The organism is Corynebacterium ciconiae DSM 44920 (assembly GCF_030440575.1).
GTDB lineage: Bacteria > Actinomycetota > Actinomycetes > Mycobacteriales > Mycobacteriaceae > Corynebacterium > Corynebacterium ciconiae.
Genome location: NZ_CP047189.1, coordinates 1387852 through 1400314, shown reverse-complemented (window position 1 = coordinate 1400314; position 12463 = coordinate 1387852). Strand labels below are relative to the sequence as shown.

The 12463-nt window shown below is 62.9% G+C and carries 11 protein-coding genes; 4 read left to right on the top strand and 7 right to left on the bottom strand.

Translation table 11 applies throughout. The features are described from left to right. The first annotated feature begins 117 nt into the window (after positions 1 to 117). Both CCICO_RS06180 and CCICO_RS06175 read left to right on the top strand, forming a co-directional pair. On the top strand, positions 118 to 618 hold the full coding sequence (locus tag CCICO_RS06180) for an ASCH domain-containing protein (RefSeq protein WP_018019795.1): 501 nt from the start codon (positions 118 to 120) through the stop codon (positions 616 to 618). A gap of 58 nt (positions 619 to 676) precedes the next feature. Next, entirely contained in the window at positions 677 to 1189 is a 513-nt protein-coding gene (locus tag CCICO_RS06175; RefSeq protein WP_018019794.1) for a DUF421 domain-containing protein, read from the top strand. A 5-nt stretch (positions 1190 to 1194) separates the two neighbouring features. Here the strand turns inward: CCICO_RS06175 and CCICO_RS06170 are convergent, their stop codons facing one another. From CCICO_RS06170 to CCICO_RS06150, 5 genes are all read right to left on the bottom strand, one after another. After that, positions 1195 to 2001, bottom strand: coding sequence for an ABC transporter ATP-binding protein (locus tag CCICO_RS06170; protein ID WP_018019793.1), 807 nt, complete (start codon positions 1999 to 2001; stop codon positions 1195 to 1197). Continuing rightward, a complete protein-coding gene (locus CCICO_RS06165) occupies positions 1998 to 3056 on the bottom strand; it encodes a FecCD family ABC transporter permease (RefSeq protein ID WP_018019792.1) in 1059 nt (352 codons plus the stop codon). The genes CCICO_RS06170 and CCICO_RS06165 overlap by 4 nt, the downstream gene beginning before the upstream one ends. Before the next feature lie 27 nt (positions 3057 to 3083). Continuing rightward, positions 3084 to 4052 (bottom strand): ABC transporter substrate-binding protein, encoded by a 969-nt coding sequence (locus CCICO_RS06160; protein ID WP_018019791.1) that lies wholly within the window; start codon positions 4050 to 4052, stop codon positions 3084 to 3086. 323 nt (positions 4053 to 4375) lie between these two features. Then, positions 4376 to 4807, bottom strand: a complete 432-nt coding sequence (locus CCICO_RS06155; RefSeq protein ID WP_244263992.1) for a DoxX family protein — start codon at positions 4805 to 4807, stop codon at positions 4376 to 4378. A gap of 113 nt (positions 4808 to 4920) precedes the next feature. Continuing rightward, positions 4921 to 6465, bottom strand: a complete 1545-nt coding sequence (locus CCICO_RS06150) for a glutamate-cysteine ligase family protein (protein WP_018019789.1) — start codon at positions 6463 to 6465, stop codon at positions 4921 to 4923. 160 nt (positions 6466 to 6625) lie between these two features. Here CCICO_RS06150 and panD point away from each other — a divergent pair, with 160 nt between their 5' ends. Both panD and CCICO_RS06140 read left to right on the top strand, forming a co-directional pair. Continuing rightward, positions 6626 to 7030 carry an aspartate 1-decarboxylase gene (gene panD, locus CCICO_RS06145; RefSeq protein ID WP_026161460.1) on the top strand — a complete coding sequence of 135 codons (405 nt, stop codon included), beginning with the start codon at positions 6626 to 6628 and terminating at the stop codon, positions 7028 to 7030. Positions 7031 to 7611: 581 nt separating this feature from the next. After that, entirely contained in the window at positions 7612 to 9534 is a 1923-nt protein-coding gene (locus tag CCICO_RS06140; RefSeq protein ID WP_018019787.1) for a YhgE/Pip family protein, read from the top strand. 325 nt (positions 9535 to 9859) lie between these two features. Here CCICO_RS06140 and CCICO_RS06135 read toward each other — a convergent pair whose 3' ends face one another. Together CCICO_RS06135 and CCICO_RS06130 are read right to left on the bottom strand one after the other, a co-directional pair. After that, the gene (locus CCICO_RS06135) at positions 9860 to 10783 is read right to left on the bottom strand and encodes a diacylglycerol kinase (protein WP_018019786.1); all 924 of its coding nucleotides are present in this window, start codon (positions 10781 to 10783) and stop codon (positions 9860 to 9862) included. Continuing rightward, positions 10780 to 12366, bottom strand: coding sequence for an FAD-binding oxidoreductase (locus CCICO_RS06130; protein ID WP_018019785.1), 1587 nt, complete (start codon positions 12364 to 12366; stop codon positions 10780 to 10782). Before CCICO_RS06130 ends, CCICO_RS06135 begins: the two co-directional genes overlap by 4 nt. Positions 12367 to 12463: the final 97 nt, after the last annotated feature.

Here is a 12463-nt window from a genome sequence, read left to right as displayed (position 1 = left end):
GGTACACCGCGCAGCGACGAAAGAAGCCACCCCATATAACTCTGGGGCGGAACCGTCCACGATTGTAGCTGCTTCGCCCACGTGTGCGAACCCTCGTGCGCCCCACGCTATGAAACAATGGGGCCTGTGACCACCGAAGCTTCCAGATCCCAGCCCGCCTTAACCTCCCGTTCCGCCCTGCAGTCTCTTCGCGGCCGTATCCCCGTGGGCGAGTACGCCTTTCCCGGTCCCGTGCGCGATGGCCTCGTGGCGGCGATCCTCAACGGTGAGAAAACTGCCACCACTAGCTTGTTGGTGGAGTATCAGCGCGACGGGCAGGATCCTCATGATCTGCTTGGCAGCTATGAGCTGGTAGTCGATAGCGATGAGCAGCCGGTGTGTGTCACCCGCACCACCGAGGTGCGGGTGGTGGCTCTAAGCGAGGTGGATCTGCAGCACTGCATCGACGAAGGCGAAGGCTATCGTACTATCGCCGAGTGGGAGCGGGCGCATCGGCTGTTCTGGGAGTCCGAGGAGCTGCGCGCCGAGCTCAATGATCCTACGTGGCGGCTCACTGATCGCACCCCGGTGGTAATGCAGCGTTTCGAGTTGGTTGACCCACACGAGGTTCGGCTTTAGCGCCATTGCGGTGGGGTGATGTCGCACAGGCTATGTCTATTCGGGCACACTGAGGTCTATGTGGTTTGATTCTTGGTTTCCCATCATTCGTGCCTTGGCGGTGGGTACCGCCAGCTACGCGACGCTGTTGCTGTTTTTGCGGGTAGCGGGTGCGCGTTCGCTGGCGAAGCTCAATGCCTTCGATTTTCTCGTCACGGTGGCTATTGGTTCGATTCTGTCCACGGCGATGGTCACCAAAGACCTCAGCTACGCCACGGGCATCGTGGCGATCGCGATTCTTTTGGGTCTGCAATATGTAGTGGCTCGAGCGATTCGGCATTCCTCGACGCTGCGCGAGATCGTCACCGCCGATCCAATCGTGGTGGTGCGAGAGGGCCAGATGGTGCAGGACGGGATGAAGAAAGCGCGGGTGGGTGCGGCCGATATCTACCAGGCGGCGCGCTCAGCTGGGCAGGGGGATTTGACGGCAATCGCGGCGATGATTGTGGAAACCGATGGCACGATCTCCGTGATTACCACCGATGCCGTGGGCTCAGCAGAAGCACTTCGGGCGATGGATGCGTGGAAGTAGCACGCTTATCGACGCCCACTCATCGCCCGACGCAGCGGCAGCACCACCGGTCCATGGGGCCCATCGATCACCGTCACGGTGGCGTTGTACACCTCGGCGATCATCTCAGGGGTGATCACCTCTGCCGCGCTGCCTGAGCGATACACAAGGCCGCCGGACAGCGCCGCCAGGTGATCGCCGTAGCTCGCGGCGAGGGTGAGATCGTGCACCGTCATCACCACCGTGAGCCCGGTCGAGATCCGCAAGGAATCGACGATCTCGAGGAATTCTTGGGCGCGACCGATATCAAGCGCCGCGGTGGGCTCGTCCAACAGCAGCATGCGGGGCTGTTGGGCCAGCGCTTTGGCCAGCACTACGCGGTGGAGTTCGCCGCCGGAGAGCTCGGTGAGATACCTCTCGGCAAAGCCTGACACATCAAGCCGCTGCATCACTTCGTCGATCACGCGCTCATCTTCGGCGTCGCTGCGCCCTAGGAGTCCCTGGTGCGGCAGGCGACCGAGTTCGACATAGCGGCGCACCTTCATGCCCTCCGGCACGGTGGGGCGTTGCGGGCAGAGACACACCAGCTTTGCCATGGTTGAGCGGTGAGACGATACCGGCTGGCCAAACACCTCCGCGCGGGCGTTATCGCCCTCAGGTTTCCACGGGTTTAAACCCGCAATGGTGTGAAGCAAGGTGCTTTTTCCTTGGCCGTTGGGGCCGATGATGTTCAGCCACCCGCCGGCGGGCAGGGTCAGGTTTACCTCGCTGAGGATCGGGCGATCACCACGGCGGATGCCTACTTGCTGAAAATCGAGGGCAGGAGTACTCATGAGCGGCTCCGACGCAGCAGGACAAGGAAGAAGGGGGCGCCTACGAAGGCGGTGACCACTCCGATGGGCACCTCGGCAGGGGAGAGCACGCTTCGGCCCAGGGTGTCGGCGCATACGACAAACGCCGCGCCGTAAAGCACCGTTAGAGGTAGCAAACGCTGATGCGTAGTCCCTGCGATCAGTCTTACCACGTGGGGCACCACGAGCCCCACAAAGCCGATGAGTCCACTGGCTGCCACCGCGCAGGAGGTGCACAAGGTCGCCACCGCGATGACCAGCAGGCGCACCCGCTCGGGGTTGAGGCCCAGGGCCGCGGACTCGACGTCGCCAAGCAACAAAGCATCGAGATAGCGCGATAGTGCGATAAGCACAGCGATACAGCTCATAATCGGCACAGCGATAATGGCGATATCGAGCCACGAGGAGGTGGCCAGATGCCCGAGCATCCAAGAATAGACTCGCCGTAGCGTGGTGTCGTGAGCCTGTTGGAGGAAGGTTTGCACCGCGTTGCACAGCGCGCCCACCGCCACTCCGGCGAGCACCACCACCAGAGGATCGTGACCGCGGCCTACTGAGCGGCTGACAATGAGCGTGGCAGCTACCGCGGCGATGCCGCCGATAAACCCCGCGCCGGCGATCATCGCTTGAGAAGCGATCACACCCGAGCCCACCCCCAGCGCAATGCAGGCGGTCACGGCCAGCCCAGCGCCCGAGGACACCCCGAGGAGATAGGGATCGGCCAGCGGGTTGCGCAATACAGCCTGAAACGCAGCGCCTGCGATCGCCAGTGCTGCACCCACGATCACACCTAGCACCACCCTGGGCAAGCGCAACTGGGTGAAGATGATAAACCCCTGCTGCTCCGCGCCGCCCCGCGCCCACTGCGGTGTGTGAGGAAGAAGAGTATCGGCTAGCCCAGCGAGAAGGGTGCGCATCCCAATCGAGCTCGGCCCGGTGGCTGCGGCTAGGACGATGCTGGCCAACAACACAATCACCGCCACACCGATATGCGTGGCCGCGGCGGCTAGGTGCGGGGCAGTGAGGGAGCGTCTCATTGGGTCGAGATAGTTGAGGGTGAGCGTCTAGCTGTGGGCGGGTGCGGGTAGTGCGGTGAGGGTAGGCACGAGCGACTGCACGAAGTCCGCGATGCGCGGGCTCCACCGGGAGGAGAGATCCGGATCCAGCTCCACGATGGCATCATCCTTCACTGCAGGGATGGTGTTAAAGCCCGGGCGTTGAGCCACCGATGCGGCACTCTCGCCGCCTTCGCCGGCATCACCTAGGAAGATCACATCCGGATTGGCGCTAATGATGGCCTCTGGGTTGAGCTGCGGGAAGGGGTTATCGCCGTCTGCGGCGATGGAGGTCATGCCGAATTGGGAGTAGATATCACCTAGGAAGCTGTCATTGGTGATGGTGTAGAAGCTGGGATCCACCTCGTGGTAGTAGCTGCGGCCCTTGGCTTTATCGCCCACCTCGGCGACAGCATCCTCGATGGCGCGGGTGGTTTCCGCTACCACGGAGGCAGCATCGGCCACATGGCCGGTGGCAGCGCCGAGCTGCTCCATTTGGGAGTAGGCGCCGTCGAGATCATCTGGCGCGCCCATCACCAACACCGGAACCTTCGCTGCGGTGAGTGAATCCACGATGTCATTGGAGTCCTGGGAAACCACCACCAGATCCGGCTGGTATTCCAGCACCGCCTCGGCATTGGGGGTAAACCCAGACAGATCCGTGGTAGGTGCCTCCGGCGGGTAATAGGAGTAGCTATCGGCGGCCACCACGGCCTCCCCAGCGTCGATGGCGAAGAGCGTTTCGGTGGCAGTGGGCGATAGCGAGACGATCGCGGTGGGCTGGTTCTCGATGGTCACCTCTTCGCCGTCGCGGCCGGCAGCGAGGGTGACGGGAAAGGCTTCAGCGGTGGCGCTGCTATCGGCCGAGCCCGCGGACTCGCCCGTGGAGTCGGACTCGGAGGAGGAGCAGCCAGCCAGCGCCAGGGCACAGGCGCAGGCGCTAGCAAGAACTGCCTTTAGGGACTGGCTCAAGGACATGGTGAATCGTTGATCCCTTCATGTATGTCGCGCCCCACCCGGTGCGCCCGGGCTGGGTTAGGCAATGCCGAGAAAACACGGGGCGCGATGTCGATCTATCTGGGTCACTAGCTAAGAAATTCTACGCAGGTCCAAAGACCCTTAAGACGATGATCGCGCAGGCGGGGGTAATGGCAACGCATGTCGTGTGAGGTGTTGCTGGCTAGCTTGGGGATGCCGCCGAGGCCTGTAATGCGCTCAGCCGCCGCTGGAAGGAGGATGCTCTCTTCACAGCGACGGCTGAAGCCACATGGTTATGGCGGGCAAATATAAGGGGGAGACGGCTAGGAGCCGAGCTTGCGGGCAGAGTTGATCATGGGGATCTGGGCGGGAACGCGGGCGAAAGCGATGGCCTTTTTCAGCGGCTTTTCTCCGCGCCAATCCCAGGCCATCTTCATATTTGCCGGCCACACGGCAGCGAGAAAAGCCGCGGCAACAGGAGCCACCACTTTGTTCTGGTAGGGGCGCAGGCTTGGGGCAATGGTGGTGGCAGCGATAGCGCCGGCAAGCCCCAGCTCGGCTACGCCACTGGCGTAGGTCCACTGCCGCTTGGTACCGGGGATAGCCTCCGGCACGATCTCATCGAAGTTATGCGGGTGCACAAAGTGCATGGTGCCGGCGAAGCCGAACACACCGGCCCAGAGCGCAGAGCGCAGCGGCGAGTTCGGCTTGGAATCGGAGGATAGACAGGACCGGAATTTCTTTACACAGCTCACACCCTCCCAGTGTAGGCCGCCAGTCAGCGCGCTGAGCTGCAAGATCGCTCACACTACGCATTCGTAGGTTAAAGCTGCAGCTCAGCGCCTCGCCCCCGTTGGGTGGGGGGCGATCAGGAGGTGGTGGTGGACCAGGTGTGCACCGGCTTTCCGGTCTTTTGATTGCGGATATATGCCTTGAGCATCTGCGCGATAGCCTCGCGGCGCACCGGCGAATCGGGGGCGTTGAGGTAATCGCCGTGCGGCTGACCCGCTGGGCGCGAACGGGCGGTCTCAGCGATGATGCTCGAGACGGCATTGTCGAGCGCCGACAGCTGCCACGTGGCTCCGTTTTGGCGGCTGCGGGCGCGGCCGTCGATGATGCCAAGATAGTGATCGATCAGGTTCTGATCCACCTTCAGTTGGCTCAAACCCTGCTCGGCTTGGGGGAGCAGGTGCTCGGTCACCAGATCCGCCACGCACATGGTGCCGAAGGTGGGCCACGCCATGCTGGCGTAGAGGCCATTGCGGGCACCGGCAAAGAAGTTGCGCTCCGCATCGGCAAAGGGCAAACGCGACCACACCGGACGGGTTTGATCGGCCAAGAACTTCACCATGCCGTAGTAGAAGGCAGCATCAGCCACGATGTCCGCCACCGTTGGCCCCGCCGGCAGCAGGCGGTTTTCCACGCGGATGTGCGCCAGTTCCGTGTTGGGATCATAGATCGGGCGATTCCACCGCCAAATGGTGCCATTCTGCATGCTCAGATAGTGCAGGCCTGGTTTGCCGTCGGTGACTACCGGGGTGCCGGCCTCCACGCGGTCCTCGGGCAAAAGAGGGGAGAAGTAGCGCACGTTTTCCTCGAAAAGATCGAAGGCGCTGGTGATCCATCGCTCACCGAACCACACGCGCGGGCGCACTCCCTGGTGGATCAGCTCTGGAGTGCGGGTATCGATGGACTGCTCGAAGACCGGAATGCGGGATTCGTGCCAGAGCTTGTGGCCTGCGAAAAGGGGAGAGTTCGCGCTCAGCGCGGTCTGTACCCCGGCGATCGCTTGGGAGGCGTTCCACGCGTCGGCAAAACGGTCCGGGGCCACTTGGAGGTGCAGCTGGATCGAGGTGCAGGTGGATTCCGGTGCGATGTCCTCGAATTCCTCGCTGTAGCGCTCCTGGCGCTCAAGCTCGATGCGCACCAGCTCGCCACGGGATTCGAGAATGCCGTGAGACAGCGCCTTATAGCGGTTTTCGGAGGTCATCCACTTCGGCCCGCGCAAAAAGTCTGTGGTCACGCTCGGCAGAGTGCCGATCATGGCCACCTCGGCCCCAGCGGTAGCTGCGGCGTCGCGTACGATACCGAGCCGCTCGTTGAGGCCATCGGCCAGCTGCTGCAAGCCGGTACCTGCGATGGACAGCGGCAGATGGTTCAGCTCCACGTTGTAGGCGCCGATCTCCGACTGGTACTCATCCGACAACTCAGCCAACACGGCATCGTTGCACAGCGAGGGCTGCATCTGCTCATCCACGAGGTTCAGCTCGAGCTCGAGGCCGATGGTGCCTTCGTTGATGAACTCGGCGTCTTGGAGGTGACGGTCAAACACCTCCAAATCGTCCATGAGGCGTTGGCGATAGCGCGTGCGCTGTCGCGGCGTATAGGTCTCACTACTTACTGCATCACCCATGCTGACTCATCATAGTTCTAGTGGGGCGAATCTAAACACTGCACGCGGGGTGAATGCAGCGCGGATCACCTATGGGGGCGGGTAGTGGCGGGTGTGAGGGTGGCGTCGATAAGCGCAGCGCATAGGCGCGGCGAATATGGCGGTGTAGGCTTATCGCTTCGTGTTACGCACTATGTTGAAATCAAAGATCCACCGGGCCACCGTCACCCAGGCTGACCTGCATTATGTCGGATCCTGCACCATCGACAGCGCCCTGATGGCCGCAGCGGATATCTATGAGGGCGAACAGATCGACATCGTGGATATCGACACCGGCGCCCGGCTGACCACCTATGCCATCGCGGGCGAAGAGGGGAGCGGAATCATCGGCATCAATGGCGCCGCTGCGCGCCTCATCGGCCCTGGCGATCTCGTGATCATCATCGGCTATGGCCAGTTCAATGCGGAGGAACTCAGTGACTACGCCCCGCGCGTGGTGTTTGTCGATGCCGAAAACCGCCAGATCAGCCTTGGTGCGGATCCCGCTCATGCCCCCGAGGGTTCAGGGCTGAAGGATCCCCGCTAAACCATCGGCCTGCGCGTTTCTGCCCTGATTGCAGCGGGCTGTAATCCGTAGCACACCGCGCCAGAAAGTGTGGCGCTTTCACCAAGAGAATCGTCTTGGTTACCCCCGCCACCTGTAAAGGGTGCGGGGGTAGTACTGTCCGGCAATTCAGTGCCAGACACTTGCACCTGACCTGCGCCGACGCTTCCACTACCCCTCGGTGCGTACCTATTTGGGTAAAGGTGTAAAGAACACCTGTCCAGCACCTACCCTGCTCTATACCCTCGGATTTAAGACAACGCCCCCATATCTGACGTGCGCAGATGCGCCCGCGCGTGGTGGACACCGCGAGCAATCGTCACCGGATGCGGCACCCGCACGGGCTACCCGCATTGGGAGGGGAGTGTTTCTAGTACAACGGTGCGCACCCCAGCCGAATCGTGTGGGATGTGGTGGTACCGGGTCACACAGCGACGCACCCGCCATCGACGTGGGTTTAACGCCGTGAGAGCCCGGTGCGACTACAGCTCCTCGCCCACGGGCTGCTGCTGGGTTCGCGCCGAGACATCCGTCCGCTGCGAGTTGTAGAGGCGAGAACACTAATGAAAACAAGGCGAATCAAGCCCCCGCTGTACGGCCGGAAGCGCCGCATTGCTATCCGCTCTGCCATCGTGGTGGTGCTTGTTGCACCACTGCTGGTAGCTGCGGCGTGGATGTGGTCGATGTGGGACCCCTCCCACTACCTCGACGAGGTGAAAATCGCGCTGGTCAACGAAGACGAGGGCACCACCCAGGAGGGCGAGAAGGTCAGCTTCGGCGACGATATCGAAAAGGGTCTGCTGGACACCAGCTACCTCAACGTGGATACCGTCTCCGCCGACGCCGCCAATAAGGGAATGAAGGAAGGCACCTACATGGCCACCATCTCCATTCCCCGCGACTTCTCCGACCGGGTGGCCACGGTGATTGACGATAAGCCCCGTCAGGCCGAGGTGGTGATCTCCTACAACGACCACTACGGCACCAACACCCCGCTGCTCACCTCCGGTCTGATCCCAGGCATTCAAGCGGGAATCCAATCCGGCATCACCGAGGGCTATTCCAGCGAGATCCTAGACGGCATGAACCAGCTCGGCGACGGGCTCAACGAGGCCGCCGATGGTGCGGTGCAGCTCGACGACGGCGCCACCATGCTTAAAGACGGCACCGAGCAGGGCATCGATGGCGCCCACCAACTCAAAGATGGCACCGGCCAGCTGCGTGATGGCGCCGCAGAGCTGGATAATGGGCTGTCCCAGCTTGTCGACGGCACCGGCCAGCTCGGCGACGGCGCCGCTCAAATCGACGATGGCGTGGGCCAACTCACCGATAAACTCATCCCGCTCGCCCGCCAAGCCGGTGCAGCCGCTGAGCAGCTCAAACCCATGATTGGTGTGCTGCGGACCTTCCAGCTGAACAAGGAAGCCGACAAGCTCCAAGAGATCGTGGCGGGGTTGGACAATAACAACCCCGATGGCATCGCCAACCAGCTGCAGATGCTCAAAGACGGCACCGCCGAAATGAGCTACAACCTGAATAACCCCAACGCCCCGTACCTTTCCGGTGTGCTGCAGCTCAAGGACGGCACCACCCAATTGCGTGAGGGCTCAGTAGAGCTCGATGAGGGCATGGGCCAGATGCTCGATGGCACCTATCAGCTTGACGACGGCGTCCGCCAGCTCAAGGACGGCACCACCCAGCTGCGCACTGGGCTTGTGGAAGGCTCCGAGCAAGCGCCCTCCATCAGCAATATCCAGGCCTCCTCGCATCAGATGGCCGTGCCGGTTGTGTACTCGCAGGACTACCAGAACCCCGTCCAGGAGCTGAAGGATCTGAATGATCCCACCTCCAAGCAGCTCTCCGGTGGTGTGACCTTCATCCTCATCCTGGTCTTCGGTTTCCTCATGATGGTGCTGGTGAGTATGCTCGCCCCGCACATCTTGGGCCGCTATTCTCACCGCCGGCCACTCTGGCAGGTCCTCGGCGGATTCGCCATTGTTGCCGCGGCGAACACCGCACTGCTCTTCCTGCTCACGTGGTTGGGCACCCTGTTGGGCTTTAGCGTGGATAACCGCACCGCCTTTGCCCTCGGGCTGGTGATCTTGGCCGCCAACGGCACCGCCTTCTTCCAGCTGCTGCGCATCGCCTTCGGCAGGCTCATCGGTGGCACCCTCGCCCTCGGGTTCTTCGCCTATGGTGTGTTCAGCTTCGGTGGCGTCTGGCCCATCCAGCTCACCCCGAAGCCGCTGCGGCTGCTGCACGATATTCACCCCATGACCTATGCGCGCAACCTCTTCATCGGTGCAGTCGAAGGGGACACGGGGGCGTTTTATCTCAGCTCCGCCTTCCTGCTGCTGGTGATGACCATCGTGTGCCTGATCATCTCGGTACTCATCGTCAAGCGGCGCGAACGCCCCGCGGTGATGGAATCCGAGGACGGCACCACTCCGGAGGACGAGGAGGCCGAACTCGTCACCGCCCGCTAACTGCGGCGGCCAGCCTCAAGCAACACCCCACTGTTTCCCGATGAATCTCGGGGATGGTGGGGTGTCTTGTGCTGAGTGAGCTAGCAGGAGCACCTGCCAGAGCAGCTATTCCGCATCCGCACCGGTGGCCGGTGGGCCTAACGGTGGGCCTAGCTGAGGGTGGGGAAAAGCATGCAGCTAGGGGCCCGCACACGCCTCGGCGGGGGACGAGGTCCTGGAGCTGAGCACGACGACGGGTGGGCTGAGGTGAGCGTCGATAAGCGCAGCACACACCCCCTCCTGCAGAAGCGGACTGCTGCGCGGGAGGGGGAGTGGGTTGAGGCGGCTAGGGGGTGGGGATGAGGTAGAAGCCGGCGTTGGGGGCCACGGAGTAGTCGATCGGCAGCAGATCGAAGCGGTCGCCATCGGCGTAGACGGGCATCTCTGGCATTTCGATGCGGATCGTCTTCGCCCGATACTGGTGCACCCCATCTACGCCGCGAATATTGCCGGTGTAGATGCGCGGGAACTTCTTGGACACGTTATAGCGATTCATCCGCCCCAACACGGTCAGATCCAACAGGCCGTCGCTGTGGATGGCATCGGGGCAAATCTTCATGCCGCCGCCATAGGAGCGGGTGTTACCGACCGCGGCGAGCGTGATGGGCTCATCGATTTCCAGCTCCCCGTCAAGATAGATCGTGCAAGGGATCGAGTGGAACTTGAGAAACTCCAGCAGAATCGCCACCACATAGCGGGCAGAGCCCTTGGGCCAAGAAATGGTGTTCGCCCGCTCGGTGACAATAGAGTCGAAGCCCTGGGTCACGCAGGTGCCAAAGAAACGCTCGCGGCCCTCATCGGTGCGCATCACGCCCAGATCGGTGCGCAGGCACACACCCCGGGCGATCAGCTCGGCCGCCTTCTCCGGATCGAGGGGCAGACCGTATTCACGGGCGTGATCATTGCCCGTTCCCGCAGGGATAATCCCGAGCGGGACATCCGTGTTGGCCTGGGCTTGCAGCGCTAGATTGATCAGGCCATCGCCGCCGCACACCACCAGCGCATCCACGCCGGAATCCACGGCCTCGCGGGCCAGCTCTGCCGAGGCGGCTGGGGTGGCGCCGGCGATACTCACCACATCGATGCCGAGCTCATTAAAGCGGCGCTCGGCGATCGCGCCCTTCGCTTTCGCCAAGCCCTTGCCGGCGGCGGGGTTGGTGAGCAGCGCTACCCGGGAGATCTCGCGTTGATAGATGCCGATCTCGTTCATGGCAGCAGCTTCCCAGGGTTGAGAATGCCGGCCGGGTCGAGGTGCTTCTTGATGGCGCGCAGCACCCCAAGGCCCACCTCGCCAACCTCTTTGTCCATGAATCCGGCGTGGTCCTTACCCACCGCGTGGTGGTGGGTGATGGTGCCGCCATTGTCGGTAATGGCCCGCAAAATCGCCCGCTTGGCCGTGCCCCACTGCTCCAGTGGCTTCTCGTTCTGAGCGCCGAGGATGGTGAAGTACAGCGAGCAGCCATTGTGGTAGACGTGCGATACGTGGCAGAGCACGAGAGCCACAGAGTCGCCATCACCCAAGGAGGCGGTAACAGCGGCGGTGATGGCCTTCTTCAGAACCGATACATTGCTCCAGGTGGTGGCGGTTTCGAAGGTCTCACACAGCACACCGGCATCCAGCAGGGCGTCGCGCAGCACCGGGGCGCCGAAGCGGCCCTTTTCCCACTTGCGTACCGGGCCCTCGCCGAGCGAGGTGGCGCCCATGGACAGAAGCAGGTTGCGGGTTTCCTCGTGACGGGAGGCCACATGCTCGCGGGTGCCCTCGTACATGGTCAGGCAGAGGCAGCCGTGCGGTGCGGCAGAGTCGGACTCGCCGATGGAGTCGGTGGAGGTGAGGTTGGTGGCGGATTCGATCTCATCCGAGAGGCGAATCACGGTGGGGCCGGTGCCCTGCTGTTCCACCGCGCGCACCCCGGCGACGCCATGGGCGAAGTCATCGAACACGAAGGCCTCGTACTCCTTGGCCTCGGGGATGGGGTGCACCTTCAAGCGCACCTTGGTGATCACGCCGAATGCCCCCTCGGAGCCGAGGAAGATCTCCTTGATGTCTGGGCCGGCAGCGGAGGCTGGTGCGGCATCGCCCACGGTGGTGATGCCGGTGGGGGTCACCACTTCCATGGAGGCCACCATCTCATCAAAGCGGCCATAGCCGGCCGAGTTTTGGCCAGAGGAGCGGGTGGCGGCGAACCCGCCGATGGTGGCGTAGGGGAAGGACTGCGGGAAGTGGCCCAGCTGCAGGCCGTGCTCGGCCAGTGCGATCTCCGCCTGGGGGCCGGACATACCGGAGCCCAAGGTGGCCTCGCCGCTGATGGTGTCCACATTCTCGATGGCATCGAAGCGGGCCAGATCCAGGCTGAGTACCGCGTCGAACTCGCCGCGCAGGGGCGAGACACCGCCAACCACGGATGTGCCGCCACCGAAGGGAACCACGGCCACTCGGTGCTCGGTGCACCACTGCAAAATGGCTAGGACTTCCTCGTTGGTGGCTGGGGCGATTACAGCGTCCGGCACATCGATCACCGCATCCTCGCGCCAATCGAGCAGATCGAAGTAGGACTTGCCGCGGGCGCGGGGGATGCGCTGCTCACGAACTTGGGTGACGAAGCCGGAGCCCACGATCTCTGCCAGCTGCTCGATCTGGGCGGTGGTGAGGGCTGAATCGGTGATCTTCACATCCGGCTGCGCCGGGGCGGGTCGGGGGGTGGTGGAACCGACAACCTTGCTCACCAGCGACTGCAGGTTCGCGCTGAGTGGCTTGGCTTCCTGTTCAGTACCCCAGATGGAAAAGGACATGGGGGGAGTGGGCAGAGTGTTCATATCGCTCACGCTACAAGCGCTCCCACGGCCCCGAAAGAGGGTGTAGCCGCCCACAGGCCGCGCAGAGCGGGGT

Excerpts from the sequence above, each read along its gene's own strand:
- CCICO_RS06180 (WP_018019795.1), top strand. The coding sequence starts at position 118 with ATGGGGCCTGTGACCACCGAAGCTTCCAGATCCCAGCCCGCCTTAACC.
- CCICO_RS06175 (WP_018019794.1), top strand. The coding sequence starts at position 677 with ATGTGGTTTGATTCTTGGTTTCCCATCATTCGTGCCTTGGCGGTGGGT.
- CCICO_RS06170 (WP_018019793.1), bottom strand. The coding sequence starts at position 2,001 with ATGAGTACTCCTGCCCTCGATTTTCAGCAAGTAGGCATCCGCCGTGGT.
- CCICO_RS06165 (WP_018019792.1), bottom strand. The coding sequence starts at position 3,056 with ATGAGACGCTCCCTCACTGCCCCGCACCTAGCCGCCGCGGCCACGCAT.
- CCICO_RS06160 (WP_018019791.1), bottom strand. The coding sequence starts at position 4,052 with ATGTCCTTGAGCCAGTCCCTAAAGGCAGTTCTTGCTAGCGCCTGCGCC.
- CCICO_RS06150 (WP_018019789.1), bottom strand. The coding sequence starts at position 6,465 with ATGGGTGATGCAGTAAGTAGTGAGACCTATACGCCGCGACAGCGCACG.
- CCICO_RS06140 (WP_018019787.1), top strand. The coding sequence starts at position 7,612 with ATGAAAACAAGGCGAATCAAGCCCCCGCTGTACGGCCGGAAGCGCCGC.
- CCICO_RS06135 (WP_018019786.1), bottom strand. The coding sequence starts at position 10,783 with ATGAACGAGATCGGCATCTATCAACGCGAGATCTCCCGGGTAGCGCTG.
- CCICO_RS06130 (WP_018019785.1), bottom strand. The coding sequence starts at position 12,366 with ATGTCCTTTTCCATCTGGGGTACTGAACAGGAAGCCAAGCCACTCAGC.